This is a genomic window from Curtobacterium sp. MCBD17_021, assembly GCF_003234525.1.
In the GTDB taxonomy this organism is placed as follows: Bacteria; Actinomycetota; Actinomycetes; order Actinomycetales; family Microbacteriaceae; genus Curtobacterium.
This window is the reverse complement of record NZ_QKTS01000003.1, coordinates 252,601-278,452: the sequence shown is the minus strand read 5'-3', so window position 1 is coordinate 278,452 and position 25,852 is coordinate 252,601. Positions and strand designations below refer to the sequence as shown.

General features: G+C 71.9%; 32 protein-coding genes, 1 pseudogene and 1 riboswitch. Of the genes and pseudogenes, 18 read left to right on the top strand and 15 right to left on the bottom strand.

All coding sequences use genetic code 11. From position 1 onward, the window contains the following. Window positions 1–34 precede the first annotated feature (34 nt). Complete coding sequence (locus DEI83_RS04955; RefSeq protein WP_111080673.1) at window positions 35–631, top strand: DNA-3-methyladenine glycosylase I; 597 nt, start codon at window positions 35–37, stop codon at window positions 629–631. A gap of 37 nt (window positions 632–668) precedes the next feature. Here DEI83_RS04955 and DEI83_RS04950 read toward each other — a convergent pair whose 3' ends face one another. Then, window positions 669–1,175: a GNAT family N-acetyltransferase gene (locus tag DEI83_RS04950; RefSeq protein WP_111080672.1), complete on the bottom strand. Its 507-nt coding sequence runs from the start codon at window positions 1,173–1,175 to the stop codon at window positions 669–671. Beyond that, entirely contained in the window at window positions 1,172–1,948 is a 777-nt protein-coding gene (locus tag DEI83_RS04945; protein ID WP_220036751.1) for a LysR family transcriptional regulator substrate-binding protein, read from the bottom strand. Before DEI83_RS04945 ends, DEI83_RS04950 begins: the two co-directional genes overlap by 4 nt. Window positions 1,949–1,981: 33 nt before the next feature. On the opposite strand from DEI83_RS04945, the gene DEI83_RS04940 reads away from it, so the two are divergent. From DEI83_RS04940 to DEI83_RS04930, 3 genes are read left to right on the top strand one after another with little or no spacing between them, the layout of a single operon-like run. Then, window positions 1,982–2,359: a DUF5997 family protein gene (locus tag DEI83_RS04940; protein ID WP_111080670.1), complete on the top strand. Its 378-nt coding sequence runs from the start codon at window positions 1,982–1,984 to the stop codon at window positions 2,357–2,359. An 8-nt stretch (window positions 2,360–2,367) separates the two neighbouring features. After that, window positions 2,368–2,880, top strand: coding sequence for a hypothetical protein (locus DEI83_RS04935; RefSeq protein WP_111080669.1), 513 nt, complete (start codon window positions 2,368–2,370; stop codon window positions 2,878–2,880). 55 nt (window positions 2,881–2,935) lie between these two features. Then, window positions 2,936–3,466, top strand: a complete 531-nt coding sequence (locus DEI83_RS04930) for an Lrp/AsnC family transcriptional regulator (RefSeq protein ID WP_111080668.1) — start codon at window positions 2,936–2,938, stop codon at window positions 3,464–3,466. Window positions 3,467–3,509: 43 nt separating this feature from the next. Here the strand turns inward: DEI83_RS04930 and DEI83_RS04925 are convergent, their stop codons facing one another. Further along, window positions 3,510–3,941, bottom strand: a complete 432-nt coding sequence (locus tag DEI83_RS04925; RefSeq protein WP_111080667.1) for a GNAT family N-acetyltransferase — start codon at window positions 3,939–3,941, stop codon at window positions 3,510–3,512. Between the two features lie 179 nt (window positions 3,942–4,120). Continuing rightward, window positions 4,121–4,254, top strand: a riboswitch (FMN riboswitch). Window positions 4,255–4,341: 87 nt separating this feature from the next. Here DEI83_RS04925 and DEI83_RS04920 point away from each other — a divergent pair. The 3 genes and pseudogenes from DEI83_RS04920 (at window position 4,342) to ribH (ending at window position 6,172) form a co-directional block, all read left to right on the top strand. Next, window positions 4,342–4,998: a riboflavin synthase gene (locus tag DEI83_RS04920; protein WP_111080666.1), complete on the top strand. Its 657-nt coding sequence runs from the start codon at window positions 4,342–4,344 to the stop codon at window positions 4,996–4,998. Beyond that, window positions 4,998–5,657, top strand: a pseudogene (gene ribB, locus DEI83_RS04915) (3,4-dihydroxy-2-butanone-4-phosphate synthase); the annotation flags it as partial. The gene DEI83_RS04920 and the pseudogene ribB, both read left to right, overlap by 1 nt. 35 nt (window positions 5,658–5,692) lie before the next feature. Then, a complete protein-coding gene (ribH, locus tag DEI83_RS04910) occupies window positions 5,693–6,172 on the top strand; it encodes a 6,7-dimethyl-8-ribityllumazine synthase (protein WP_111080664.1) in 480 nt (159 codons plus the stop codon). Window positions 6,173–6,246: 74 nt separating this feature from the next. On the opposite strand, the gene DEI83_RS15820 is transcribed toward ribH, so the two are convergent. Both DEI83_RS15820 and DEI83_RS04905 read right to left on the bottom strand, forming a co-directional pair. Then, the gene (locus DEI83_RS15820; RefSeq protein WP_181431071.1) at window positions 6,247–6,417 is read right to left on the bottom strand and encodes a hypothetical protein; all 171 of its coding nucleotides are present in this window, start codon (window positions 6,415–6,417) and stop codon (window positions 6,247–6,249) included. 66 nt (window positions 6,418–6,483) lie between these two features. Further along, the gene (locus tag DEI83_RS04905; RefSeq protein WP_111080663.1) at window positions 6,484–7,032 is read right to left on the bottom strand and encodes a TetR/AcrR family transcriptional regulator; all 549 of its coding nucleotides are present in this window, start codon (window positions 7,030–7,032) and stop codon (window positions 6,484–6,486) included. 122 nt (window positions 7,033–7,154) lie between these two features. Here DEI83_RS04905 and DEI83_RS04900 point away from each other — a divergent pair, with 122 nt between their 5' ends. From DEI83_RS04900 to DEI83_RS04885, 4 genes are all read left to right on the top strand, one after another. After that, window positions 7,155–8,246: a Gfo/Idh/MocA family protein gene (locus DEI83_RS04900; RefSeq protein ID WP_111080662.1), complete on the top strand. Its 1,092-nt coding sequence runs from the start codon at window positions 7,155–7,157 to the stop codon at window positions 8,244–8,246. 222 nt (window positions 8,247–8,468) lie between these two features. Beyond that, window positions 8,469–9,992: an MFS transporter gene (locus tag DEI83_RS04895; protein WP_111080661.1), complete on the top strand. Its 1,524-nt coding sequence runs from the start codon at window positions 8,469–8,471 to the stop codon at window positions 9,990–9,992. A gap of 135 nt (window positions 9,993–10,127) precedes the next feature. Continuing rightward, complete coding sequence (locus DEI83_RS04890; protein ID WP_258371063.1) at window positions 10,128–10,667, top strand: flavin reductase family protein; 540 nt, start codon at window positions 10,128–10,130, stop codon at window positions 10,665–10,667. A gap of 45 nt (window positions 10,668–10,712) precedes the next feature. Further along, window positions 10,713–11,327: a superoxide dismutase gene (locus DEI83_RS04885; protein WP_111080660.1), complete on the top strand. Its 615-nt coding sequence runs from the start codon at window positions 10,713–10,715 to the stop codon at window positions 11,325–11,327. 136 nt (window positions 11,328–11,463) lie between these two features. On the opposite strand, the gene DEI83_RS04880 is transcribed toward DEI83_RS04885, so the two are convergent. From DEI83_RS04880 to upp, 6 genes are all read right to left on the bottom strand, one after another. Continuing rightward, a complete protein-coding gene (locus tag DEI83_RS04880; protein ID WP_146243240.1) occupies window positions 11,464–12,159 on the bottom strand; it encodes a TetR/AcrR family transcriptional regulator in 696 nt (231 codons plus the stop codon). 198 nt (window positions 12,160–12,357) lie between these two features. Continuing rightward, a complete protein-coding gene (locus DEI83_RS04875) occupies window positions 12,358–13,866 on the bottom strand; it encodes a serine hydrolase (protein ID WP_111080658.1) in 1,509 nt (502 codons plus the stop codon). Further along, window positions 13,863–15,212, bottom strand: coding sequence for a deoxyribodipyrimidine photo-lyase (locus tag DEI83_RS04870; RefSeq protein WP_111080657.1), 1,350 nt, complete (start codon window positions 15,210–15,212; stop codon window positions 13,863–13,865). The genes DEI83_RS04875 and DEI83_RS04870 overlap by 4 nt, the downstream gene beginning before the upstream one ends. Beyond that, window positions 15,209–15,712 (bottom strand): MarR family winged helix-turn-helix transcriptional regulator, encoded by a 504-nt coding sequence (locus tag DEI83_RS04865; RefSeq protein WP_258371062.1) that lies wholly within the window; start codon window positions 15,710–15,712, stop codon window positions 15,209–15,211. Before DEI83_RS04865 ends, DEI83_RS04870 begins: the two co-directional genes overlap by 4 nt. A 247-nt stretch (window positions 15,713–15,959) precedes the next feature. After that, window positions 15,960–16,748 carry a winged helix-turn-helix domain-containing protein gene (locus tag DEI83_RS04860; protein WP_111080656.1) on the bottom strand — a complete coding sequence of 263 codons (789 nt, stop codon included), beginning with the start codon at window positions 16,746–16,748 and terminating at the stop codon, window positions 15,960–15,962. 485 nt (window positions 16,749–17,233) lie between these two features. Further along, a complete protein-coding gene (upp, locus tag DEI83_RS04850; protein WP_111080654.1) occupies window positions 17,234–17,869 on the bottom strand; it encodes a uracil phosphoribosyltransferase in 636 nt (211 codons plus the stop codon). A 106-nt stretch (window positions 17,870–17,975) separates the two neighbouring features. On the opposite strand from upp, the gene DEI83_RS04845 reads away from it, so the two are divergent. Then, a complete protein-coding gene (locus DEI83_RS04845; protein WP_111080704.1) occupies window positions 17,976–18,407 on the top strand; it encodes a nucleoside deaminase in 432 nt (143 codons plus the stop codon). 16 nt (window positions 18,408–18,423) lie between these two features. Here the strand turns inward: DEI83_RS04845 and DEI83_RS04840 are convergent, their stop codons facing one another. Further along, the gene (locus tag DEI83_RS04840; RefSeq protein ID WP_111080653.1) at window positions 18,424–19,380 is read right to left on the bottom strand and encodes a cation diffusion facilitator family transporter; all 957 of its coding nucleotides are present in this window, start codon (window positions 19,378–19,380) and stop codon (window positions 18,424–18,426) included. A gap of 74 nt (window positions 19,381–19,454) precedes the next feature. On the opposite strand from DEI83_RS04840, the gene proC reads away from it, so the two are divergent. Next, a complete protein-coding gene (gene proC, locus DEI83_RS04835) occupies window positions 19,455–20,285 on the top strand; it encodes a pyrroline-5-carboxylate reductase (RefSeq protein ID WP_111080652.1) in 831 nt (276 codons plus the stop codon). Between the two features lie 42 nt (window positions 20,286–20,327). Here proC and DEI83_RS04830 read toward each other — a convergent pair whose 3' ends face one another. Together DEI83_RS04830 and DEI83_RS04825 are read right to left on the bottom strand one after the other, a co-directional pair. Beyond that, window positions 20,328–21,023, bottom strand: coding sequence for a TrkA family potassium uptake protein (locus tag DEI83_RS04830; protein ID WP_111080651.1), 696 nt, complete (start codon window positions 21,021–21,023; stop codon window positions 20,328–20,330). Then, window positions 21,016–22,452, bottom strand: coding sequence for a TrkH family potassium uptake protein (locus DEI83_RS04825; protein WP_111080650.1), 1,437 nt, complete (start codon window positions 22,450–22,452; stop codon window positions 21,016–21,018). Before DEI83_RS04825 ends, DEI83_RS04830 begins: the two co-directional genes overlap by 8 nt. A gap of 72 nt (window positions 22,453–22,524) precedes the next feature. Here DEI83_RS04825 and DEI83_RS04820 point away from each other — a divergent pair, with 72 nt between their 5' ends. The 5 genes from DEI83_RS04820 (at window position 22,525) to DEI83_RS04800 (ending at window position 24,214) form a co-directional block, all read left to right on the top strand. Then, window positions 22,525–23,040 (top strand): helix-turn-helix transcriptional regulator, encoded by a 516-nt coding sequence (locus DEI83_RS04820; RefSeq protein WP_111080649.1) that lies wholly within the window; start codon window positions 22,525–22,527, stop codon window positions 23,038–23,040. A gap of 87 nt (window positions 23,041–23,127) precedes the next feature. Next, the gene (locus DEI83_RS04815) at window positions 23,128–23,322 is read left to right on the top strand and encodes a helix-turn-helix domain-containing protein (RefSeq protein ID WP_111080648.1); all 195 of its coding nucleotides are present in this window, start codon (window positions 23,128–23,130) and stop codon (window positions 23,320–23,322) included. 157 nt (window positions 23,323–23,479) lie between these two features. Further along, window positions 23,480–23,578 (top strand): 30S ribosomal protein bS22, encoded by a 99-nt coding sequence (locus DEI83_RS04810; protein ID WP_003792170.1) that lies wholly within the window; start codon window positions 23,480–23,482, stop codon window positions 23,576–23,578. 91 nt (window positions 23,579–23,669) lie between these two features. Beyond that, the gene (locus DEI83_RS04805; RefSeq protein WP_111080647.1) at window positions 23,670–23,924 is read left to right on the top strand and encodes a glutaredoxin family protein; all 255 of its coding nucleotides are present in this window, start codon (window positions 23,670–23,672) and stop codon (window positions 23,922–23,924) included. After that, window positions 23,921–24,214 (top strand): Dabb family protein, encoded by a 294-nt coding sequence (locus tag DEI83_RS04800; protein WP_111080646.1) that lies wholly within the window; start codon window positions 23,921–23,923, stop codon window positions 24,212–24,214. Before DEI83_RS04805 ends, DEI83_RS04800 begins: the two co-directional genes overlap by 4 nt. Window positions 24,215–24,304: 90 nt before the next feature. Here DEI83_RS04800 and aspS read toward each other — a convergent pair whose 3' ends face one another. Continuing rightward, entirely contained in the window at window positions 24,305–25,645 is a 1,341-nt protein-coding gene (aspS, locus tag DEI83_RS04795) for an aspartate--tRNA(Asn) ligase (RefSeq protein WP_111080645.1), read from the bottom strand. Window positions 25,646–25,852 lie beyond the last annotated feature (207 nt).

The window sequence follows — 25,852 nt, the reverse complement described above, 5'->3', positions numbered from 1 at the left end:
GGGTCCAGCGGAGGGGCGACGGCAGGATGGGGGGATGACCGACGATCTCGTGACCGGCGATGACGGCCTCGCCCGTCCGCTCTGGGCATCGGCCGACCCGATGCTCCGCGCCTACTACGACACGGAGTGGGGGATGCCCGTCCGCGACGAACGGGGCGTCTTCGAACGGCTGTCGCTCGAGGCGTTCCAGTCCGGGCTCTCCTGGCGCACGATCCTGGCCAAACGTCCGGCGTTCCGTGCGGCGTTCGCCGACTTCGACCCCGACGTGGTCGCCGGCTTCGGGGAGCGCGACGTGGCCCGGCTGCTGGGGGACGCGGGCATCGTTCGGAACCGCGCCAAGATCGCCGCGACGATCACCAACGCGAACGCCACGATCGCCCTCCGTGCCGACGGCGGACTGGCGGACTTCGTGTGGTCCTTCCGGCCGGACGACACCCCTCGGCCCCGGACCGCCGCCGAGGTCCCGACGACCAGCCCCGGGTCGACCGCGCTGTCGAAGGCCCTGCGGAAGCGCGGGTTCGCGTTCGTGGGGCCGACCACCATGCACGCGTTGATGGAGGCGCTGGGCATCGTCGACACGCACCTGGTCGGCAGCCACCGCCGGGCGAGCTCCGGCGTCTGGCCCGACTGAACGGGGAGCGACGCCCGCCGTCGTCGGTGCAGGGTGGTCAGTCGAGCGGCAGGCGCATCTGGACCGAGGCGACCTCGTACCCGAGTTGCCCGTAGAGACCACGGGCACCGGTGTTGTACCCGAAGACGTTGAGACCGATGCTCGTCGCACCCTCGTCCCGGGCGACTCCGTGCGCGAGCTCGAGCGCGCGCCGGGCGTACCCCTGCCGACGGTGTCCGGCGCCGATCTCGACGTCGAAGACCCACCAGGCGCTGCTGCCGGCCGTGAACGGGCCGATCCAGAGGTGACCGACGACGGTGCCGTCCGGAGTGGTCACCTCCCACACGTGGTGACCCGCAGCGGGCGAACCGACCGGGAACCAGGTGTCGAGGGAGCGCTGCTTGTTCGCCTCGGCCTGCTCGCGGCTCTCGCCGGATCGCATGCGGGACCCGACGTACTCCGCCATGGAGCGGTCGAGCCATGCGGGCAGACGGTCCTCGGGCATCGGCACGAGGCGCACGCCGGGCGTCGGGCGGTCGCCGTCCGGCGCCGTCCCCGTGCTCAACGGTTGCCCTTCGAGCCGCGCTTCGGCTTGCCCTGCATGCCGCGCTGCGTCCGGCCGCGTCCCGTCGAGTTCTTCCCACCGCCGCTCTTCGCCCCGGTGCCCTTCGTCGCGCTCCGCTTGGCGACGGTCTTCGCGTTCGCCGCCGTGGCCTTGCCGCCGCTCTTCGACGGACGCGAGCGGTCGGCACCGGCGGGATCGGCGCCTCCCGGCTCGTCCGTCTGGTTCCGGGAGCTGTTGGCGGTCCGGCCGCGGACGACGCCGATGAACTCCTCGGTCAGTTCCGAGGCGTCCTCGTCGCGCCAGACCAGCGCGACCCGGGTGCCGGGGGAGCCGGCGAGCGGTCGGGACACCAGGTCCTTCCGGCTCGCGGCGCGGAACAAGGACTGCGGCAGGACCACGACACCGACGTTCGCCTCCACCAGGTCGAGCGCGGCGGCGACGTCGGGCGGGACCGGGCCGGCGTCGAGGACCGTGACGTCGGCGAGGTCCACCTCGGTCACCTCGTCGAGGTCGGCGAGCGGCGAGTCCTTCGGCGTCGCGACGACCGCCGTCTCGGTCCACAGCGGGATGGCGTGGTACTGCTCGCCGTCGGCCCGATCCGGGACCGGCATGCGGGCGAAGACCATGTCGGCGTCGCCCTCGATCGCCGCCGTGACCCCGTCGGCGTCCACGGGCAGCAGCACCAGGTCGACGTCCGGTCGGCGCTCCCGCCAGACCCGCACCCACTTGGCGGGGGAGACCCCGGGTACGAAGGCGATGGAGAGCGCGGTCATGCACCCGAGCATAGGGGCCGTACCCTTGTCACCATGGCCCAGGAACAGACCATGAAGCCCGAGACCGCTGCCAAGAAGCTCGGCATCCTCCTCTCGGCGACGCCGGAGTCGTTCCGTGCGGGCCTGATCGCTCGCACGACGTTCGACGAACTGCAGAGCGAGCCCCCGACGTGGCTGCAGGACCTCCGCCGTGACGGGCCGCACCCGCGTCCGGTCGTCGCCGCGCGCCTCGGCGTCTCGATCTCGGGTCTGGCCCGTGCCGGTGTCGACGACGTCCTGACCACCGAGCAGATCAAGCAGCTCCTGCAGGAGATGCCGGAGTGGCTCGTGCGCGAGCGCTCCACCCAGGCGGCGGTCCGCTCCGAGAACGTGCGCGTGAAGCAGGAGCGCGCCGCCCGCACCGAGAGCTGACCCTTCCCGTGCACGCGACCGTCGCCGACGCCATGCTCGTCGTGCCGCAGTTCGCGTCGGTCTGCTGCATCGTCGGCGACCGGTACCGGCCGCGGCCGGGCGTCATCGTGCCCGCGGCGGTCATGCTCGTCGCGATGCTCATGCCGGTCGTGCAGGCCGGTCCGTCGTGGACGATCCTGGCCGCGGCCCTGCTGCTGTTCCTCGCGCCACTGCCCGTCGCGCGGCGGCGGCGGCGCGCGGACGGCCGTCGGGCCGAACCGATGGACGTGCACCGAGCACTCTCCGCAGTGGTGATGGCCGGCATGCTGTTCATGGGACACGCGTCCGAACTCGTCGGCGGTGCCGTGCACGCGCACGCGCTCGTCCTGACCGCGGTGCTCGGCGCCGGGGTGATCGGCTACTGCGCGTTCAGCGGGTGGCTGCTCCGGTACGAGTGGGCACGGGAGGACCGACGTGCCGTCCGCAGCGGTGAGGTCTTCGCCATGACCGTCGCCGTCGTGGGGATGACCCTGGCGATGTGACCGGCGGGACGGTCGTGCCCCTGCCGGCCCGGACGCTCGGCGTTACGGTGGAGCCGTGTCCGACCGCATCGTCCGCCGACCCGACGCTCCACCGCCCCGTCTCGACGAGGTCGACGAGCGGATCCTGTGGGTGCTGGCGTCCGACGCCCGGATCCCGAACAACCGTCTGGCCGCGGCTGTCGGCATCGCGCCGTCGACGTGCCTGGTCCGGGTCCGCGCGCTCGAGGACGCCGGCGTCATCGCGGGCTACCGGGCCGAGGTGGACATCGCCCGGCTCGGGTTCTCGATCGAGGCGATGGTGTCCGTGCGCGTGCACGCCGCCGCCCGGCACGAACTCCGTGAGTTCGCGAAGCGCCTGCTGCGTGTGCCCGTCGTGCTCGACGTGTCGTTCCTGGCGGGTGACAAGGACTTCCTCGTGCACATCGCCTGCACGTCGACCGAGCAGCTCCGGGACTTCGTCGCGGACGAGCTGAGCGGGGACCCCTCGGTCGCGACCACGCAGACCTCGATCGTGTTCGAGCGTCTGGTCGCCGACCGGGAGCACCAGGCTCGCTCCTACGGCGAACTCCGTCGCTGGCAGGCCTGACGCCGCCGGTCCGGTCGAGTCCAGCGGTCTCGGGAGGCTCGGGTCAGCGCGTGCGGACCATCGGCGTGTGCGGGATCGCGTCCTCGAGGAAGTCCTCGCCGGAGCGTTCGAAGCCGAACTGCCCGTACCACTGGCCGAGGTGCGCCTGCGCGTTGATGGCGATCCGCTCGGACCGGCTCTCGGCGATGGCGGCCGTCATGAGCGCGGCACCGAGACCCTTGCCGCGCGCCTGCAGCGCGGTGGCGACCCGGCCGATCCGCTCGGTGCCGTCGGGTTCGCGGAGGAGGCGGAGCGTGGCGTCGACCGACCCCGTGCCGGCCCAGAACTGCAGCGTCCCCGGCTCGAGGTCGCGGCCGTCGATGTCCGGGTAGGCGCACTCCTGCTCGACCACGAACACGTCCTGCCGCAGGCGGAGGATCTCGTGCAGGGTGACGATGTCGAGGTTGCGAGTGGGGGCACTGAAGGTCGAGGTCACGCCGTTTCCTGACTTTTCCTTGTGGATGAGGAGCGTGGCAGCGGTCCTGGCGTCCCGTGCCGGTCGACCACTCTACGTGCCGCGATCAGCAGCCTCGGCTGGGATCGCGACGCCGTGTGACGCCCGACGGACGGCCAGAGGGCGACGGTCGGGGGCCTGGGGTATCGTCTCGGGTACGCAAGCGCTCCGGGGTCGGTGCAAGTCCGAACCGGTGGTGACAGTCCACGAGCGCCGCGCCGGGTCCGCCCGGTGCGGGGTTGACCCGGTGGGATTCCGGGACCGACGGTGAAAGTCCGGACGGGAGGAAGCGCTGACGGAAGGTGACGGTCGTTCCCCGACCACCGCCTCCCGTCTGCCGACGACCGTCGCGCGCACCCGGAGTCCCGTTGAGAGGACACCAGTGTTCACCGGCATCATCGAGGAACTCGGCACCGTCACCGCCGTCGACGAACGAGGCGACTCCGTCGCGCTCACCGTCCGCGGCCCGCTCGTCGTCTCGGACGCGCAACACGGCGACTCCATCTCGGTCTCGGGCGTGTGCCTGACCGTCGTCGAGCAGACCCCGGAGACCTTCACCGCCTTCGTCATGAAGCAGACCCTCGACATGAGCGCGCACGGGTCCCTGCGTTCCGGGGACCGGGTGAACCTGGAGCGGGCGGCCTCGGTGGGGGACCGCCTGGGTGGACACATCGTGCAGGGGCACATCGACGGCACCGCGACCGTGCTCGAGACCGACGACGGCGACGGATGGCGTCGGGTGCGCTTCACGCTGTCACCGGAACTCAGTCCGCTGGTCGTCGACAAGGGCTCCGTCGCGATCGACGGGGTCTCCCTGACCGTGAGCGCCGTGTCGCCGGAGTCCACCGCTCCGGACGCCGCCTGGTTCGAGGTCAGCCTCATCCCGGAGACGCTCGCCGCGACGACCCTCGGCGCGCGTGTCCCCGGTGACCGGGTCAACGTCGAGACCGACGTCCTCGCCCGCCACGTCCGCCGCATGCTGCGACTCGACGCTGCTGCCGGCGCCCCGGGCGCACCCGTCGGGGTGGAGGCCCGGTGATGGCCGCCGACACCGCCCCCGTGACGCGTACGGTCACGAGCGACCCCGGCCTGTCCTCGGTCGAGCAGGCGATCGCCGCGATCGCCGCCGGCCGGCCGGTCATCGTCGCCGATGACGAGCACCGCGAGAACGAGGGCGACGTCGTCCTCTCGGCCGAACTCGCGACGCCGGAGTGGATCGCCTGGACGGTCGCGCACTCGTCCGGGTTCATCTGCGCGCCGGTCAGCGCCGAGATCGCCGACGCCCTGGACCTGCCGCCGATGGTGCAGCACAACGAGGACGTCCGCGGGACCGCCTACACGGTGACCGTCGACGCCGCAGTCGGCGTCACCACCGGCATCAGCGCACACGACCGGGCGCGCACGCTCCGGGTGCTCGCCGACCCGACGTCGGCCCGCGACGACCTGCACCGGCCGGGTCACGTCGTCCCCCTGCGGGCCCGGCCGGGCGGGGTGCGTGAGCGGGCCGGTCACACCGAAGCCGCGATCGACCTCGTCACCGCCGCCGGACTCCGGCCCGCGGCGGCGATCTGCGAGATCGTCGACGAGCAGGGCGGCATGATGCGCCTGCCGGAGCTCGTCGGACTCGGGGCGCGCGAGGGCGTGCCCGTCATCACCATCGCCGCGCTGGCCTCCTGGCTGGACGCGGCCGACCGGGTGGCGGACGACGCCGCCCGTACCGAAGGGACACACGTATGAGCGGAGCAGGAGCGGCGGAGCGGGAGCTCGTCGACGGCAGCGGCATCCGGGTCGCGGTGATCGCCGGTCAGTGGCACGACGTCATCGCGACGGGGCTGCTCGACGGCGCCCAGCGCGAGATCGAGCGGCTCGGCGCCACCGGGCAGGTCATCCCCGTGCCGGGCAGCTTCGAGCTGCCGGTGGTCGCGAAGGCCGCCCTCGAGTCCGGCTTCGACGCTGCGGTCGCCCTCGGCGTCATCATCCGCGGTGGCACCCCGCACTTCGAGTACGTCTCGGACGCGGCGACGAGTGGCCTCACCCGAGTGGCGATCGACACCGGCAAGCCGGTCGGCTTCGGCGTGCTCACCCTCGACGACGAGCAGCAGGGCATCGACCGCGCCGGGCTGCCGGGGTCGAAGGAGGACAAGGGCGCCGAGGCCGCGCACGCCGCGATCGTCACCGCCGTGACCCTGCGCGGCTTGCGCGCGTCGGCGTAGCTCGTCCGGCGCCGCCCGTGACGCAGAACGGCCCCGCACCGGAAGGTGCGGGGCCGTTCTGCTGCGGCGTGTGACTACCGCTTGCCGAACACGTGGATCGGCAGGAAGAAGGAGAGGCTCATCAGGAGCACACCGGCGACGAAGACGAAGCCCTGACCGGAATCGACCTGGAACGCGAACCCGAACAGGTACATCGACACCAGCAGCAGCAGGATCGAGAAAACAGCGGCGAGGACGCGGCCCACGGTGGTACCTCCGGGAATCAGCGGGTGGATCGCCCTCAGTCTATCCCCAGGACCGGGTGCTCCGGTTCACGGAGCGGGTTTCGTCGCGATCAGGCGGTCGACGACCTCGAGCAGGGCACCCATGTCGACCGTGCCGCGGTCGGGTCGGACGTCGCTCGCGGCACCGAGCGAGGCCGCGTGGTAGAGCCCGTCGCCGAGGAGCTTGACGGCCTGTGCGGTGGGGACGTCCCCGAGCGCGTCGACCAGGGTGGCGAGCCAGGCGTTCTCGGTCTCGTCGAGGGTCCGTCCGGCCTCCTCGTACCCGGCCTGCTGCAGACGGGAGGCTGCCAGCAGCGCGAGGTCGAGCTCGCTGCCGACGAACTGGCAGTTCTCGACGAAGTAGCGAGCGGGCCCGTCCTCGGCGGCGCGCATCCGCTCGACGTCGAGTGCGGAGAGGTCGGCGAGCCGCTCGCACAGCCCTTCGACCAGGGCGGCCTTCGACCCGAAGTGGTACAGCAGTCCGCCCTTGGAGACGCCGGCACGCGCGGCGACGGCGTCGAGCGTCGCGGGACGTTCGCCCTCCTCGCACACGATGGCGACGAAGCTGTCGAGGACGCGGTCGCGAGCACTGGCCATGCGCTGAGTCTAGGGACACCCGACGGTCCGCGCGCCCGGGCACGGACACCGACCGTGGCCGTGCGGGCCCGGGGCGACTAGCCTCACCGAGACCGTCGAGGTCCACGACGAACAGGAGCCGCATGTCAGCGCAGACCGCGACCGAACCGAGCACGACCCCGCCCGTGAACGCCCGCTGGGCCGTACTCGGTCCCGGCAGCATCGCCCGACGCCTCCTGTCCCAGCTCTCCGCGAGCGGCGGGGTGCTCGTCGCCGCCGGGAGTTCCTCGGTCGAGCGTGCCCGGGCCTTCGCGGCCGAGGCCGGAGCACACGGCTTCCCGGACGTGACCGCCGGCACCTACGACGAGGTCCTCGCCGACCCCCGTGTCGACGCCGTGTACATCGCGACCGTGCACACCGGGCACGCCGACCTCGTCCTCGCGGCGCTGCGGGCCGGCAAGGCCGTGCTGTGCGAGAAGCCGCTCACGCCCGACCACCGCACGACGACGGTGCTCGTCGACGCGGCCCGCCGTGCCGGGCTGCCGCTCGTCGAGGCGTTCATGTACCGCTTCCACCCGCAGACGACGGCGCTGCTCGACCTCGTGCGGGACGGCGTGGTCGGTACGGTCACACACGTCGACGCAGCGTTCGCGTTCCGGGTCGAGGAGCGCTCCGGACGCCTGTTCGACGTCGCCACCGCCGGCGGCGCCATCCTGGACGTCGGGTGCTACCCGGTGACGATGACGGCCGCGATCGTGCAGGCCGCCACCGGGACGGCGGCCGCCGAGCCGGTGGAGCTCTCCGCCGTGGGGACGATCGGCCCGACCGGGGTCGACGAATGGACCGTCGCGAGTGCGACGTACGCGTCGGGCATCACCGCGAGCCTCCGCACCGGCATCCGCGTCGAGGACGCGAACGTCGTCGTCGTGCACGGGAGCCGGGGCACCATCACGCTCCGAGACCCGTGGACCATCGGCGGGGAGCCGGTGATCGTCGTGCAGACCGTCGACGACGCCGTCGCGGAGCAGCCCTTCCCGGACGTGGCACCCTACGGGCTCGAAGCCGCGGCCACGATCGACGCCCTGCATGCCGGCCGCGTCGACGCACCGCAGATGACCACCGACGAGACCCTGGCCACCGCGCGCACGCTCGACCGCTGGCGCGCGGCGATCGGGCTGCGCTACCCGTTCGAGGCGGAGGCGGCCGACGACGTGCCCGCAGTGGGGGAGGCCTGACGGTCCGCTGACACGGCGGGTGCGACCGCCCGCCGGACGGGAGGCGCCGCACCGCCCGGCGTAGTGCCTCCCGGGCGCTCCGGTGCATTTGCGACCGTAACCGTCCGGACGGTACACTAACGGGACCCTGACGGGACGCGTGACGACTTCCGCGTCCCGTCTCGTCTGCGTCCGGCCCGTCAGGGCCGCAGGCGCGACACGCTCGAAGTCCTGGAGTCCGCCATGTCCGCACTGCTCACCAGCCCCGTCGCCACCCGGATCACCACGAGCCGCGGCTCACGGTTCGCAGCGCTCGCGGTGCTCATGCTGCCGGTGTTGCTCATCTCGGTCGACAACACCGTCCTGAGCTTCGCGCTGCCCTCGATCGCTCGTGCCCTGCACCCCGACGCGACCACCCAGCTCTGGATCGTCGACGCCTACCCGCTGGTCCTCGCCGGCCTGCTCGTCGTCATGGGCAGCATCGGTGACCGGATCGGCCGGCGTCGGATCCTCGTCATCGGTGCGACCGGCTTCGCCGTGCTCTCCGCCGCCGCCGCGTTCGCCACCGAGGCCTGGATGCTCGTCGCCGCCCGCCTCGCCATGGGCGTCTTCGGCGCCATGCTCATGCCCGCGACCCTGTCCATCATCCGGAACGTGTTCCCGGACGCCGGGGAGCGACGTCTGGCCCTCGCCGTGTGGTCGACGATGTTCGCCGCCGGGAACGCCCTCGGTCCGCTCGTCGGCGGCGTGCTGCTCGCACACTTCCACTGGGGCAGCGTGTTCCTCGTCGCCGTGCCGATCCTCGTCGTGATGCTCGTCGCCGTGCCGTTCTGTGTGCCGGAGTCCCGCGACCCCGAGCCCGGCCCCGTCGACGTGGCGAGCATGCTGCTCTCGCTCGGCGCCCTCGGCCCGCTCGTCTGGGCCATCAAGTCGCTCGTCCACCCGGAGGAGCGCGGCTTCGCGATCGCCATGGTCGCCGTCGGGGTGCTCTGCGGCATCGCGTTCGTCCGTCGTCAGCTCCGCACCCGCACCCCGATGCTCGACATGCGGCTGTTCTGCAGCACCGCCTTCACCGGCAGCGTGCTCATGAACATGGCGGCGATGTTCTCGCTCACCGGCTTCCTGTTCTTCATCGCGCAGCACCTGCAGCTCGTCGCGGGCCTCGACCCGTTCGCGAGCGGGCTCGTCCTGGTCCCCGGTGCGGTGCTCACCATCGTCGCCGGGCTCGTCGTCGTCCCGGTCGTCGCGCGGGTCGCTCCGCGCTGGGTCGTGTCGGTGTCGCTGCTGTTCTCCGCCGTGGCCTACGCCCTCGTCGCGGGGCTCGGGCACCACGCCACCATCGCGGCGCTGGCGTTCGCCTTCGTGCTGCTCGGCATCGGCATCGGCGCGTCGGAGACCGTCACGAACGACCTCATCATCTCGACCGCTCCGGCCGACAAGGCCGGGGCGGCATCGGCGATCTCGGAGACGGCGTACGAGATCGGCGCCGTGCTCGGGACCGCCGTCCTCGGGACGATCCTCGCCTCGGCCTACCGGGCGAACGTCGTGGTCCCCGAGGGGTTGTCGTCCACGGCGCACACCGCGGCGGAGGAGACCCTCGGCGGCGCGGTCACCGCGGCGGCCGAGCTCGGCGGGCCCGCGGGTCAGGCGCTCCTCGAGTCCGCGCGTGCCGCGTTCGACTCCGGGGTCACCACCACGGCGGGCGTCGCCGCGGCGCTGATGCTCGTGGCGGCCGCGGGTGCGGTCGTGATGCTGCGCCGTCGCTGATCGCGGGACTGCGCGGCACGCCCGGGATGGGCCGAACCTGTGAATCATGGACCGCCACCATGCCGCAGGTCCTACGTTGGGAGGTGGCCGCGACGACCGTGGCCGTCACACGAACGAGGAACGACCACGACTGACATGCCCGACGCCGCCTCCGCCGATCTCCCGCAGGCCGACGTCCCCCAGGCCGACATGGCCGCCGCGTACAAGGCCGCCTTCCGCGGGCACCCCGCCGGGGTCGCCGTCATCACCGCGGAGGGCCCCGACGGACCCACCGGGCTCACCGCGTCGAGCGTCGCCTCGGTCGCGGTCGACCCGCCCGTCCTGGTCTTCTCGCTCTCCACGAACTCCGGGTCCGCCGGCGTCGTGCTCGGCGCTCCGGTCTTCGTCGTCCACCTCATGGACGCCCGTGGGGTCGCCCTGGCCAAGCGTTTCGCGTCCACGGGCAGTCCAGCCGCCGACGACCCGATCTGGGGATCGCTGCCGTCCGGCGACCGGTACCTGCCCGATGCCGCCAGTGCCCTGCGCTGCCGTCCGCTCTCGACGACCCCGATCGGCAGTTCCACCGTGGTCGTCGCCGAGGTGCTCGACATCGTCGTCGGCCTCGACCGCGGGGAGCCGCTGGTCTACCACAACCGGGAATTCCACTCCCTGACCGATCGTTCCCGGCTCTCGTGAGCCGCGGGACCCCGCACCGCACATCACCGATCGAAAGGACCGCACATGGCTGAGTACACCCTGCCCGAGCTGCCGTACGACTACGCCGCACTCGAGCCGCACATCAGCGGCAAGATCATGCAGCTGCACCACGACAAGCACCACCAGACCTACGTGACCGGCGCGAACACCGCGCTCGAGCAGCTCGCCGAGGCGCGCGAGTCGGGCAACCTGGCGAACGTCAACAAGCTCGAGAAGGACCTCGCGTTCCACCTCGGCGGCCACGTGAACCACTCGATCTTCTGGACCAACCTCGGCCCGGAGACCAAGGTCCCCGAGGGCGAGCTCGCCGCCGCCATCGACGAGTTCTTCGGCTCCTTCGAGAAGTTCCAGGCGCAGTTCGCCGCCGTCGCCAACGGCATCCAGGGCTCCGGCTGGTCCGTGCTGGCCTGGGACACCGTGGGCCAGAAGCTCACCACGTTCCAGCTCTTCGACCAGCAGGGCAACATCCCGTTCGGTCTCGTCCCGATCTTCATGCTCGACATGTGGGAGCACGCCTTCTACCTCGACTACCTCAACGTCAAGGCGGACTACGTCAAGGCCGTCTGGAACATCGTCGACTGGGAGAACGTCGCGGCCCGTCTCGCGAACGCCCGGTCGCAGCGCTTCGTCACGCTCTGAGCCCCGTCGCATCGTGAGTGTCACGCTCGCGTGACCGACGGCGGGCGCTGAAGCGCCCGGTGGACGGACGGGAGGCCCGGTACCAGCTGGTACCGGGCCTCCCGTCCGTCCACGGTGGGTTCCGCCCGGGGGAGCGTCAGTCGAGGGACCTGCCGACCGGGACCGGACCGACCCGGACAGCGCTGTCGTCGCACGCCCTGCCGTGCGGAGTACCGGCGTCCTGGGCGTCGGCGAGCGCGGTGCTCCTGTGCGGCGTGCGGGCACGGATGCCGGCGATCTCGGCGGCGAGTCGTCGGGCGACACCGCGGAGGACGACCTCGGTGTGGGCGACGTCACCGTCGAGGACGGCGCCCCACTGCGCACCGCGGCACGCGAGCACCGCGGCACGCGACGCCCGGACCGCTGTGCAGTCGTCGGCCCCGTGCGCGCGACACCAGGCGGCCAGTGTCTCGATCAGCGAGCGGTGCAGGCGCAGGTGTCGGTCGTGCCCGGTCAGGGACTCGACCGAGCCGAGCTCGAAGGTCAGGCGGGCGGCGAGGAACCGGTCCGGGTCGTCGAGGCCGCCGAACACCGCCCTCAGGTACCCGGCCAGCGCGTGCTGATCGCCGTCCGGGTCGAGTCGGACGCGGTGCACGGGGTGGCTCAGGTGCTCGACGACGGCGTCGACGAGGCCGTCACGGGAGCCGAAGTGGTAGACGATCGGGTACGCGCTCGTCCCCAGGACGCGGCCGAGGCTCCGGACCGAGACGTCCTCGAGACGGGTGTCACGCAGGTGTTCGGTGACCTTGCAGACGATGGCGGGCTTCAACGTCGGGTCCGGTTTGCGTGGCATGGTCTCTTCCGAACGGGGGTCAGGGCTGACGGCCGCCACGAGACGGCGGACATGTCGCATGTTACCGGACGGACGGCGGCAGCGCTCGGCGGAGCGCGGGGCCGGTCGGTCGTCGCGGCCCCGCCGTCGGTGTCGGGACCGTCGACCCGCCGACCTGTCGGCCGGTACCGCGAGGTCAGGCGACCTGCTCCTGGCCCCTCACTGCCGTTCGGCGTGCACCACGAGGGTCTGCACGAGGCCGGCCGCCATCGGAGCGAGGCGGATCTCCACCCGGAGCCGTCCCCGTCCGCCCGGCAGCCACCAACGCAGGTGCGTGGGTGTGGCGGACCGTTCGGCGACGGGCGGTGCGGCGAGGTCGGCGTCGACCTCCGCCACCGCGTCCGCGATCGCCGTCCGTCGTCGGTTCCACGGGACGTCCATGGGCACGTTCTCGGCACAGATCGCCGTTGCGACGTCGTCGGACCAGTCGGCGAGCAGCCGGGCCACGGCGTGCTGCGCGACGCGCGTGGCCGGCAGGACCGCTTCGGTCCCCGGCTCGCGCCCGACGTCCGTCTGCGGACGGGACCGGGCGTCCGCCGTGGTGTCGGGCTCGACCGGGGCCGAGGAGCCGCTGACGGACTCGGCCAGGACGAGGTCGAGGGCGTGGGAGGCGGCGGCGGAGACCTTCGCCTGCGTGGCGTTCTCGAACGCCACCACCCCGAGACCGGTCGACACCGACCAACGCATGTGGGCGGAGAACCCGGGGTAGCCGCCGGAGTGCGACACGATCGACCCGACACCGGGGTCGTGCTCGACGAACAGGCCCGAGCCGTAGCCGGTGGCACGCGTGGAGCCGGGCAGGGCCTCGGCCGGGACCGCCCGCATCGCCTGCTGCATGGCGCGACGTCCCGCCCTGCCCAGGGGCCCGGCGACGGCGGTCGCCGGGTCCGTGAACGGTGCCGCGGTGCCGGTGAAGGCCGAGGCGAGCCACCCGCCCCACCGCGCCAGGTCCCGCACGGTGGAGAACAGGCCGCCGATCGGGGAGAACGCCCCCGGTCCGGTCGTGTCGAGGGCCTCCCAGGCGTCCTCGACCCGGCGGTGCCCGGTGACGACGTGCCCGCGGGCATCGGCGGCGCTGAAGACGGTGTCGTCGAGGCCGAGCGGCCGCAGCACACGATCGGTCGCGACCGCGGTGAACGGTGCCCCGGAGACGACCGACACCACCCGTCCGAGCAGGGCGTACCCGAGGTTCGAGTACGCGAAGCGCGTTCCCGGAACGGAGTCGAAGAGCAACCCGGCACGCAGGACGTCGTCGAGGTCGTCGTCCGTGATCGACTCCTGTCGGTCCGCCCACGGGTCGTCCGTCGGGAGCCCCGCGGACATCGTCAGGAGCATCCGGAGGGTCGGGACGGGGGAGTCGGCGGTGGGCAGCCGGACCGCGTCGAACGCCGGGACGAAGTCCGTGACCGGTGCGTCGAGCGAGACCAGGCCGTCGTCCACCAGGCCGAGCAGGGACGCGGCGGTGACGCTCTTCGTGCACGAGGCGATGCGGTACACGGTGTCCGCGTCGGGCACGGCGCCGTCACCGCGGTCCCCGTGCCCGCCCCAGGCGACGAGTCCGTCCCGGTCGAACACGCCCCACACGCTGCTCGGCGCGATGCCGTCCGCCACGCGCTGCCGGTGCAGGGCGTCCACCGCGTCCAGCACGCCCGGACCCGGGCGCATCATGCGCGCCGCATCTCGGCGTAGGCGTCCAGTGCGCGCTGCCGACTGGACCTGAGGTCGAGCATCGGCTCGGGGCGGTCCTCGTCAGCGGGGACCCAGCGACGCACGTACTCGCGGTGCGGATCGAAGCGCTCGAGTTGGCGATCCGGGTTGAAGACCCGGAAGTACGGTGCCGCGTCGAAGCCGGACCCGGCGACCCACTGCCAGTTCGCCGCGTTGTTGGCCGGATCGGCGTCGACCAGGGTGTCCCAGAACCACTGCTCACCGACCCGCCAGTCCACGAGCATGTTCTTCACGAGGAAGCTCGCCGTCGCCAGGCGCACCCGGTTGTGCATCGCGCCGGTGTGCCAGAGCTCGCGCATGCCGGCGTCGACGAGGTCGAACCCGGTCGTGCCGTACCGCCACCGGTCGAGCTCGTCGTCGGTGGGCTCCCGCCACGGGAAGGCGTCGAACTCGCGGCGGACGTTGGTCCGTGCGATGTCGTCGCAGTGGAAGTACTCGTTCCAGTTGAACTCCCGCCACGCGAGCTGCCGGAGGAACGCCGGGGCGGCACGCCGTCGGTCGGGCTCGAGTGTCTCGTGCAGGCGGTGCCAGACCTGGTACGGGCTGATCTCACCCCAGCGCAGGTGTGGGGAGAGGCTGCTCGTCGCAGCCTGCGCCGGTTCGTCGCGCTGGTCGTAGTCGGCCAGGGCCTCGTCGATGAACCGCTCGAGCCGGTCCCAGGCCCCGTGTTCGCCGGGGGTCCAGGCGTCTCGCATGCCGCCCGCCCAGTCCGGGGTGGTCGGCAGCAGCGCCCAGTCACCGAGCACGTCCGAGGCCACGTCGGCCGGCGCGGCGACGGACTCCGGCTCGGGCCACGGGTGCCGGGGTTCCGGCATGGCCTGCGCGGCCCGCCAGAACGGCGTGAAGACCTTGAACGGCTCGCCCTTGCCGGTCAGGACGGTCCACGGTTCCCAGAGCAGCGTCCCCGCGGAGCTGTGCGCCTCGATGCCGCTGGCGACGAGGCCGGACTTGATGCCGGCGTCGATCTCCCGCTCCACCCGGCCGTACCGCCGGTTCCAGAACACGGCGTCCGCACCGGACTCGGCGACGAGGTCCGTGACGACGTCCGCCGCGGCACCCCGGCGCAGCACGAGCCGTGACCCGTGGGCACGAAGGTCGGCGTCGAGCGCGGCGAGGGAGTGGTGGAGCCACCACCGTGCTGCGGCACCGTGGGGACGGATGCCGTCGCTCTGCTCGTCGAGCACGTACACCACGGTGACGGGGCCGGGCCGGTCGACCGCGGACCGGAGCGCCGGGTTGTCGGCGATCCGGAGGTCGTCACGCAACCAGACGATCGAGCCGCTCACGCCGAGGCCCGATCCGGTGCCACGGCGACCGCCCGACGCGTCGGGGACGTGCCGGCAGCCGCGACCCGGAGTTTCGTGCAGAGCTCGGTGAGGGTGCGCAGCTCGGCGTCGTCGAGCCCGGCGCCGACCTGCGCGGCGATCGTCGACGCGTGCTGCACGGCGACGGCGCGGTAGACGTCGTACCCGTGGGCGGTCAGGGCGACGATCACCCCGCGGGCGTCGGTCGGGTCGGGCTGCTTCTCCACGATGCCCTTGGTCGCGAGACGGTCGACCAGTCGACTGACGCTCGGCTGGGTCAGGAGGAGGTGACCCGTCAGGTCACGCATCCGGCAGCGGCGCCCCGGCTGTGTCGAGAGGTTGAAGCAGACGTCGTACTCGTTGAAGGAGATCTCGGCCGAGGGGAACTCGGTGTTGAGGTTCCGCATCACGGTGACCTGCGCGCGGAACAACGACTCCCACGCCGCGACCGCTGTCGCCTTCTCGCTGCGGTGATCGCTCACGGGTACGTCCCTCCGTCTGGTGGACCCCCACCCTACCGAGGGGTACCGACGCAGAACGCGGGCCGGCCGCCCGAGTGGACGACCGGCCCGCTCCCTTGCACCGGGAGATTCCTGCAATCACATTCCACAGCCGGTGCCACAGCAAACACCGACTGCACGACCGACTGTATAACGAAGCGGTAACGCCAGGGAAGGCGGCCACGCCGTCGGTTCCTGCGAGTTGTCCGATCGCCGGACGAGAGCTGGTTCAGAAGAGGTCGGGCGACGGCGTGGAGGCGTAACGCACCGACACGTCGGCGTGCCGGTCGAACCGGTACCCGACACCCCGCACCGTCCGGACGATCTCCTCGAAGGCGCCGAGCTTCGCCCGGAGGCGACGGACGTGCACGTCGATGGTGCGCTCGTTCGGGGTCTCGTCCTCACCGTCGGACCACAGTCCCTCGATGATGGCCGAGCGGTCGACCGTGCGACCCTCGCGGAGGACGAGGAACTGCAGGAGCTCGAACTCCTTGAACGTCAGGGGCGCGGTCTCGCCGTCGAGGACGACACGCTTGCGGGAGATGTCGATGACGACGCCGGTCTCCTCCGGCTCGGGCTTCTCCGTCTGCTTGCGCGCGGCCACCGCCGACCGGTCCTGCAGCGCGAGGCGGACCACGTCGACGTCCCGCCCGCCGGACCCCTCGGCCGCGACGGCGACGGCCGCGTAGGTCTCCGCCGACGGCACGAGCTGTGCCGTGAGCGCCTTCAGCTGCTCGACGACGGCGGCCAGGGTGGTGCCGGCCGCAGCCGCGGCGGCCTCGTCGAGCCCGACGTAGAGCGCGAAGCCACGCGCCTCGGTCCCCTCGGGCAGTGCCCGGTTCCGCTGCGGCGCGACGACCGGGCTGGTGGGGACGGCGGAACGGTCGGCGACCGGACGGACCGGCTGTGCCGCCGGTGCGCGACGGCTGCGGATCGGCGTGACGCTGCCGAGGTCGGTCGGAGCGGCGGCCGCCAGACGGGCGGGGGTGGTGCGGGGCTGGGCGATGGTGAGCGACATGGTGCGGTCTCCGGGTGGTGCGGCCGATCGGAGTGGTGGGACGTCGGCCGGTGTCGAATGCGTCGGCCCGGATCGGCGGTACGCCGAGTGGCCCTGCGGTCCGTGCGGGACCGGGGCTCGTCCGGGGGAGCGGGATCAGACCTCGAGACGGTGGTGCGCGTCGTCGACGGGGTCGTCACCGGGGATCACGCGCGGGCGACGGGGGTGGTGTCGCGGGGGATCCGGCTGGAACGGGTACCGATCAGGCACACATTCGACAACGCATGACCGCCGTGGTCGGCATCATGATGCCGGCAGTCCCCTTGGCCTCGTGGAGGGCTCGGGTGGACACGGTTGCAGTCATGGCACGAGTATCGGCGGTATACCAACGTGGTGTCAACCGTCCGCGCGGACGGTGACGGATGCGGACAGTCCGGCAGGACGACGGACGGGAGGCCCACCACCGGGCCGGTGGTGGGCCTCCCGTCCGGAAGGCGGTGCGGTCGCTAGTCGGCCAGGCCGTAGAGACGGTCGCCGGCGTCGCCGAGACCGGGGACGATGTACCCGTTCTCGTCCAGGCGCTCGTCGAGCGCGCCGAGGACGATCGTCACGTCACGGTCGCCGACCGCCGCCTCGAGCGCGGCGAGGCCCTCAGGAGCGCCGAGGATGCACACGCACGTGACGTCCACGGCGCCGCGGTCGAACAGGAACTCGATCGCCGCGGCGAGCGTGCCACCCGTCGCCAGCATCGGGTCGAGCACGAAGCACTGCCGGTTCGACAGGTCGTCGGGCAGGCGCTCGGCGTACGTCTGCGGTTCGAAGGTCTCCTCGTCGCGGGCCATGCCGAGGAACCCGACCTCGGCCGTGGGGACGAGCTTGACCATGCCCTCGAGCATGCCGAGCCCGGCGCGGAGGATCGGCACGACGAGCGGACGGGGCTTCGCGATCGCGACGCCCATCGTCTGCGCGACGGGCGTGCTGATCGGCGTCGCCGTCACCCGGACGTTGCGCGTGGCCTCGTACGCGAGGAGCGTGACGAGCTCCTCGGTCAGGGCACGGAAAGTGGGGGAGGGAGTGGTCCGGTCGCGGAGCACCGAGAGCTTGTGGGTGATGAGCGGGTGGTCGGCGACGTGGACTCGCATAGGGTCGAGCGTACCGTGCCGCACCCCGACCGGCGGTCGCGGCCATCGTGGGCGTCGGGGCGGAGGACGCGTGGAGCACCCAGCCGGACGGCCGTTCGTCCCCGCCATGGAGCAGGCGCTGTCCGAGGCCCGGGCGTGCCTGGCCACCGGCGACGTCCCGGTGGGCGCCGTCGTGCTCGACGCCGCCGGGGAGGTCGTCGCCGTGGGACGCAACGAACGCGAGGCCCGGCAGGACCCGACCGCACATGCCGAGGTCCTCGCGCTGCGGGCCGCGGCGGCGGTCACCGGGGACTGGCACCTGGCCGAGCACACCCTCGTCGTCACGCTCGAGCCGTGCCCGATGTGTGCCGGAGCGTTGCTCGCCGCGCGCGTCCCCCGGATCGTGTTCGGCGCCTGGGACCCCAAGGCCGGCGCGAGCGGCAGCGTCTACGACATCGCCCGCGACCGCCGGCTGCCGCACCGTGCGGAAGTCGTCGCCGGGGTCCTGGAACAGGACTGTGCGGCGCTGCTCGATGCGTTCTTCGCCGAGCGCCGCTGAACCGACCGACCGACCGTCAGTCGGCAGCGCGCAGGACGATCGCCTCGGTCGACGGGTGCGGGCCGTCGTGCCGCACGTCGGGCTCGATGTAGATGACGCGCGCGATGGGCACCGCGGCGCGCACCCGCTGTTCCACGGTGTCGATGCCGGCGGCGACGTCGCCGAGGCGGCGGTCGCCGTCGACGGCGACCTTGACGCCGACCATGAGCTCGTCCGGCCCGAGGTAGAGGGTCTTGAGGTGGATGACCGAGTCGACCTCGGGTCCGTCGAGCACCGCCTGCTTGATCCGGGCGACGTCACCGGAGCTCGCACCCTCGCCGACGAGGAGGCTCTTCGTCTCGACCCCCAGCACGAGCGCGACGGCGATGAGGAGCACGGCGATGAGCACCGTGCCGATCGCGTCGAACACGCCGTTGCCGGTGAGCGCCGTGAGGCCGACACCGAAGAACGCGAAGACCAGGCCGATCAGGGCAGCCGTGTCCTCGAGCATGACGACGGGGAGCTCCGGTGCCTTGGCCCGGCGGACGAACTGCACCCAGGACTGCCCGCCCTTGTGCGGCCGTGCCTCCTTCAGTGCCGTGCGCAGGGAGAAGCCCTCGAGACCGATCGCGATGACGAGCACCGCCATCGGCAGCCACCAGTTCTCGAGCGGGTGCGGGTGCGCGAACTTCTCGATGCCCTCGTAGAGCGAGAACACGCCACCCACCGAGAACAGCACGATCGACACGACGAACGCGTACACGTAGCGCTCCCGGCCGTGGCCGAACGGGTGCTCCTCGTCTGCGGCCTTCTTCGCCTTCCGGCCACCGAGCAGCAGGAGCAGCTGGTTCGCGGAGTCCGCGAGGGAGTGCACCCCTTCGGCGAGCATCGACGCAGATCCGCTGATCGCCGCGGCGATGAACTTCACGATCGCGATCCCGACGTTCGCACCGAGTGCGGCGAAGATCGCCTTCGTCCCTCCGGAAGCGCTCATGTGGCTGTCCGACCCCTTCTCGTACCGACCTGGACCACGATCCTAGGCTCCCGCTGGTCGGTAGGTTGGAGGCCATGACCATCGACCTGCCCCGCGTCGCCATGCTCGGCGTCGGTTCCATGTCCGGCGCGGTCCTGCAGGGGCTCCTCGCCGCAGGGGTGGCACCCGAGACCGTCGCCGTCACCACCCGGTCCGAGTCCTCGGCGGCGTCGCACCGCGCCTCCGGGCTCCGCGCCGCCGCGTCCGAGACCGACCCCGACGCCAACCGGGCAGCCGTCCGCGGTGCCGGTGTCGTCGTGCTCGGGGTGAAGCCCTTCGGCATCGTCGACCTGCTCGACGAGGTCGCGAGCGACCTCGAGCCGGGCGCGGTCGTCGTCAGCGTCGCGGTCGGGGTGACCACCGCCACGATGGAGGCGCACGTCCCGTCCGGCGTCCGCGTCGTCCGGGCGCTGCCCAACACGCCCGTCGGCGTCGGCCTCGGGGTCACGGGTGTCAGTGCGGGGGAGTCGGCGGACGCCGAGGCCGTCGCGCTCGCCAGCTCCGTCTTCGCCGTGTCCGGCGACGTCCTCGACGTCCCCGAGTCCCAGCTCGACGCCCTGTCCGCCGTGTCCGGCTCCGGCCCTGCCTACGTGTTCCTGCTGGTCGAGGAGTGGCAGCGGGCCGCCGAGCAGCTCGGGTTCACCGCCGAGCACGCCCGCACCATGGTGCAGGGCACGGTCCGCGGTGCGGTCGAGCTCCTCGCGCGCTCGGGCCGTGAGCCCGCCGACCTCCGCCGTGCGGTGACCAGCCCGAAGGGCACGACCGAGCGTGCGGTGGCGGTGCTGCAGGAGGCTGACCTCGCCGACACGCTCGGACGGGCCGCACGTGCCGCCATCAGCCGCGCCGAGGAGCTGTCCCGGCTCTGACGCCGGTCGTCGGGCCAGGCCACCGACCCCGCTCCGGGCGCACTACTCGAGCGCGGCGAACCGCTCGAGGTCGGTCTCGGTGCCCGAGACGATGATGAGGTCGTCCTCGCCGATGACGCTGTCCGGGGTCGCCGGGACGAAGGCCTGTCCCGGCGGCTTGATCCCGAGCACCGTGAGGCCGTGGCGCGTCCGGATCACCGTCGTCGCGAGGTCCCGTCCCCGCACGGCCCGCGGCGGGAACATCTTCACCACGGCGAAGTCGTCGTCGAACTCGATGAAGTCGAGCATGCGCCCGGACACCAGGTGCGCCGTCCGCTCGCCGGCCTCGCGCTCCGGGTAGACCACGTGGTTCGCGCCGATCCGGCTGAGGATGGTGCCGTGCGACCGACTGATCGCCTTCGCCCAGATCTGCGGGACGCCGAGGTCGACCAGGTTGGCCGTGATGAGCACGCTCGACTCCAGGTCCGAGCCGGTGCCGACCACGGCGATCGCGAAGTCCTGCGCCCCGATCTGCCGGAGCGCGTCCATGTCGGTCGCGTCGGCCTGGACCGCGTGCGTCACCCGGTCCGACCACTTCTGCACGAGCGCGGCGTCGGTGTCCACGACCAGGACGTCGCGCCCCTGCCGTTCGAGCTGGCCGGCGGTCGCGGCACCGAACCGCCCGAGGCCGATCACGAGGACCGGGGCATCGTGGCTGACGGGACCCTGCTGGGCGTGCGGACGGTGTCGGTCAGCCAACGATCGGCCTCTCCTCGGGACGGCGGAACAGCTGCCGGCTCTGACTGGCGGCGAGCGCGGCGGCGATGGTCACTGTACCGACCCGGCCGAGGAACATCGTGGCGGCGAGCACGTACTTGCCGGACTCGGGCAGGTCGGCGGACACACCGGACGACAGCCCGCAGGTCGCGAACGCCGAGATCACCTCGAACAGGACGCGGTCGAGGGGTTCCCGCGTGATCTGCAGCAGCACGACGGTGGCGACGGCGACGATGGTGGCGCCCCACAGGACGATCGCGACCGCCACGCGCAGGACGTCACTCGGGATGCGACGGCCGAACGCCTCCATGCTCTGCCGGCCACGGGCCTCCGCGACGGCCGCCAGGAAGAGCACGGCGAGCGTCGTGACCTTGATGCCGCCCGCGGTGGAGGCGGAGCCGCCGCCGATGAACATGAGCATGTCCGTGACGAGCAGGCTCGACCCGTACAGCTCGTCGAAGTCGACGAGCGAGAAGCCGCCGGACCGGGTCATCGTCGACAGGAAGAGCGCCTGGAAGGCCGTGCGGCCGGCGCCCTCGCGGCCGAATGTCTCGGGGTTCGAGGCCTCGAGGGCGATGTAGGCGACGGTGCCGCCGAGGAGCAGCACCGCACTCGTCGCGAGCGTGAGCTTCACGTGGATGGGCCAGCGGCGCGGGGAGCGGAGCTGCTTCGTCAGCGTCCGGATGACCGGGAACCCGATCGACCCGGCGATGACGCCCACCATGAGGAGGCTGAGGAACCAGTAGTCGTGCGCGAACGGATCGAGGCCGTCGGCGTTCGGCGCGAACCCGGTGTTCGTGAAGGCCATCGCCGAGTAGTAGAAGGAGTCGCCGACCGCCGTCCAGAACGGCACCCCGGTGAGGAGCACACTCGGCAGGAGCAGCAGACCGATGACGACCTCGATCGTCAGGGTGCTGACTGCGACCGTGAGGAGCAGTGTGCCGACGTCGCCCAGGCGGACCGCCTGGCCCTCCGGCACGGCCCCGTGGTGTGTACGCAGCGGGTTCGAGTCCCCGGCGGCGATGAGCTTGGCGCGGAGGCCGAGCCGACGGGTGACCACGAGCCCGAGGATCGAGGCGAAGGTGAGCACGCCGAGCGCGCCGATCTGCGTGCCGATGACCACGAGGACCTTGCCGAACACCGACCAGTGCGTCGCCATGTCGACGGTCGCGAGCCCGGTGACGCAGACCACGCTCGCCGCGGTGAACAGCGCGTCGGAGAAGTGGGTCACCGACCCGTCGGCCGTCGCCATCGGCGTCATGAAGAGCACCGTGAAGAGGAAGATGAGCACGATGAAGACCAGGATCGCCAGCCGCGAGGGTGACGACCGCAGGGCCGTCACGAGCTTGCTCGGCCGTCGCTGACCCGCCACGGTCCCCACGGTGGGGATCGGCTCGGTGCGGTCGAGCATCGTATGCCTCCGGGGACATGGGCGGGACGGTTCGTCATGGTACATCCGCACGGCGGCGGATAGCCTTGCTGGATGGCCGACATCTTCAGCGTCGTCGCGGACCCGACGCGGCGTGCACTGCTGGGCGAGCTCCTCACCGCGTACGGGGCCGACGCCACCGGCGGGGAACTGAGCGTCGGGCAGCTCGTGCTGCGGCTCGGCGTGAGTCAGCCGACCGTGTCGAAGCACCTCCGCGTGCTCCGCGACATCGGCCTCGTCACCAGTCGCGAAGAAGGCCAGCACCGCTACTACCGGCTCGACCCCGAGCCGCTGCTCGGCATCGAGGAGTGGGTGGTCCCGTTCACGAACGCCGTGGACGCCGACGGCACCCCGGCCACCACGTCGTGGACGCCGGACGGTCAGCCGGTGTCCGTGCGGAGGAGCGGCACGGCGGGCAAGGCGACGGTCGAGGTCGGCACCGAACTCGGTCGCGTCATGGCCGAGGCGTCGCACCGCGCCACCGTCGCGATCACCGGGGCGCAGCAGGGCTGGGAGCGGGTCGTCGACCGCAGTCGGCGCCGCTTCACGAAGCGCCCCGAGGACGACTGAGCAGCTGCTGGACACCGGGCCTCACGCGCCTCTACAGTGTCCAGTGACCACACAGGTCACAACAAGCAAGCCACCCGAAGGCGGACCATGACCGGCAGTTTCGACGACGTGCGCTTCCTCACCGTCGCGGAGGTCGCCGAGATGATGCGCGTCTCCAAGATGACGGTCTACCGCATGGTCCACGCCGGGGAACTCCCCGCCATCCGATTCGGCCGGTCCTTCCGCGTGCCGGAGTCGGCGGTCGCGGAGGTCCTCCGCGGTGGCATCGCCGACGTCGGCTGAACCGACCCGGCTCAGCCGTTCCCGTCCCGGGCGTCCATCGTCCGTCCCGGCGCCGTTCGACATCGCAGCAGCCAGCCGGTAGACTCGGGCAGGTTGATTTTCCGCGGCTTCATCGGCCCGGTGTCCGTACATCAGCATCAGTCCGAGCGAGGTCCACATGGGTTCTGTCATCAAGAAGCGTCGCAAGCGCATGGCGAAGAAGAAGCACCGCAAGCTCCTTCGCAAGACGCGCCACCAGCGTCGCAACAAGAAGTAGGTCGAGAGACCCGCAGCAGAAGCCCCGGTTCGCCGGGGCTTCTGCGTTTCCGGCCCACGGACCCCCGGAGTGGCGCGGGTAGCCTGAGGTCATGACAGCCGTGACGCTCCTCACCAAGCCCGGATGCCACCTCTGCGACGACGCTCGTCCCGTCGTCGAACGTGTCGTCGCCGCACGACCGGGAGTCACCCTCGAGGAGCGGTCCATCCTCGACGACGACGACCTGCGCCTGGAGTACGCGGAGGACATCCCCGTCGTGCTCGTCGACGGTCGTGTGCACAGCAACTGGCACGTCGATGCCGAACGACTCGCCCGGGCGCTCGAGCAGGCCGAGGCCCGAGCGTGATCCGCCACGTCGTCTCGTGGACGCTCCGCGAGGACCTCGACCACGACGCCGCGGTCGTCCGGATCCGCGAGCTGCTGACCGGACTGGTCGGGGTGGTCCCGTCGATCCGCTCCCTGCGGGTCGTCGAGAACGTCGCCTACCCGGGGAAGAACCAGGACGTCGCGGTCGTGGCCGACTTCGACGACCTCGCCGGGCTCGACGAGTACCAGGTGCACCCGGAGCACCAGGCGGCCGCGGCCGAGATCCGTGGGCTCGTCACCGCCCGCGCGGCCATCGACTGGCAGGACTGACCGCGGCGAGAGCCCGATACGACGAGGACCGGCTCCACCACGGGTGTCCGTGGTGGAGCCGGTCCTCGTGTTCGCGCTGCCGCCCGGCGACTACGGGGTGAGGCGCGTCGGCCCGCGGAAGAGGTACGTGACCTCGCGGATCGACGGCTCGCCGAGCATGAGCATCAGCACGCGCGCCAGGCCCATCCCGAACCCACCGTGCGGCGGGACCCCGTAGCGGAAGAAGTCGAGGTACCAGCCGAGCTCGGCGGCGTCGAGGCCCTTCTCCTCCGCCTGGGCGGTGAGGACGTCGACCCGGTGCTCACGCTGGGCACCGGTCGAGATCTCCGCGCCGTTGAACAGCAGGTCGTAGCTGTTCGTGAGGGTCGGGTCGTCGGCGTGACGCATGTGGTAGTACGGCCGGATCGAGGCGTCGTAGTCGGTGACGAAGACGAACTCGGACCCGTGGTGCTCCTTGGCCCAGGCGGAGACCCGGCGCTCGCCCTCGGGGTCGAGGTCGCCGTCGGCGCGGACGACCTCGTAGCCGCTGTCGGCGACGATCTTCCGGGCGTCGGCCAGCGTGACGCGGGGGAACGGCGTCGTCGGGATCTGCAGCTCGAAGCCGAAGACCTCCTCGATGTCCTTGCCGTACTTCTCCTTGACGGCGGTGATGCCGGCGACGAGGACCTCTTCGTGCATCGCCATGACGTCCTCGTGGGACTCGATCCACGAGAACTCGGCGTCGACGCTCGTGAACTCGGTCGCGTGGCGGGAGGTGAACGACGGGTCGGCGCGGAAGGCGTCGGCGATCTCGAACACGGCACCGAAGCCCGCGGGCTGCGCCATCTGCTTGAAGTTCTGCGGTGACTGCGCCAGGTAGGCGGTCGTCTCGAAGTACTCGAGCTGGAAGAGCTCGGCGCGCGACTCGGACGCCGACGCCATCAGCTTCGGGGTGTGGATCTCGATGTAGTCACGCTCGACCCAGTAGGTGCGGAACGCGTGCTCGAGCGTGGTCTGGATGCGGAAGATCAGGTTCTGCTTGCGGTTGCGCAGGTCGAGGAAGCGCCAGTCCAGACGCTTGTCGAGCGAGGAGTCGTCGGCGATGGGCGTCTCCGGGATGGCGGCACTGACCACGGTCAGCGTGCCGACCTTGACCTCGAGCCCGCCGAGCTTGACGCGCTCGTCGTGCTTCAGCGTGCCCTGCACGTGGACGAAGGTGCCGTGCGCGAGGCCGGAGATCGACTCCGTGGTGGCGAGTGCCGTGGCAGAGGCGTCGTCACCCTCGACCGCTTCGCGCGTGGCCGGGTTGACGAGCTGGACGGAGCCGCTCTCGTCGCGGAGGACGACGAACTGCACCTTCTTCTGATCACGGACGGTCTCGACCCATCCGGCCACGGAGACGGGGCCGTCGGGGAGGCTTGCGAGGTCGGCGATGCGGGTGCGTTCGATCACGGTCGTCGAGTCTACCGGCCGGGCGTGCCATCGGAGGCGCCCGAGGCGGACCGGGCCCCGGGGAGGCCACTTCCCCTCCACAACGATGCGCGGTCATCCGGTTCTCCACAGCTCTGCCGGGAGGCCCGTGCCCGGGCTCGGGGCCGCCGTAGCGTCGACGTCGTGGCCAGGTCGCAGGACGAACGCGGCGGTACCCGTGACGGAGGG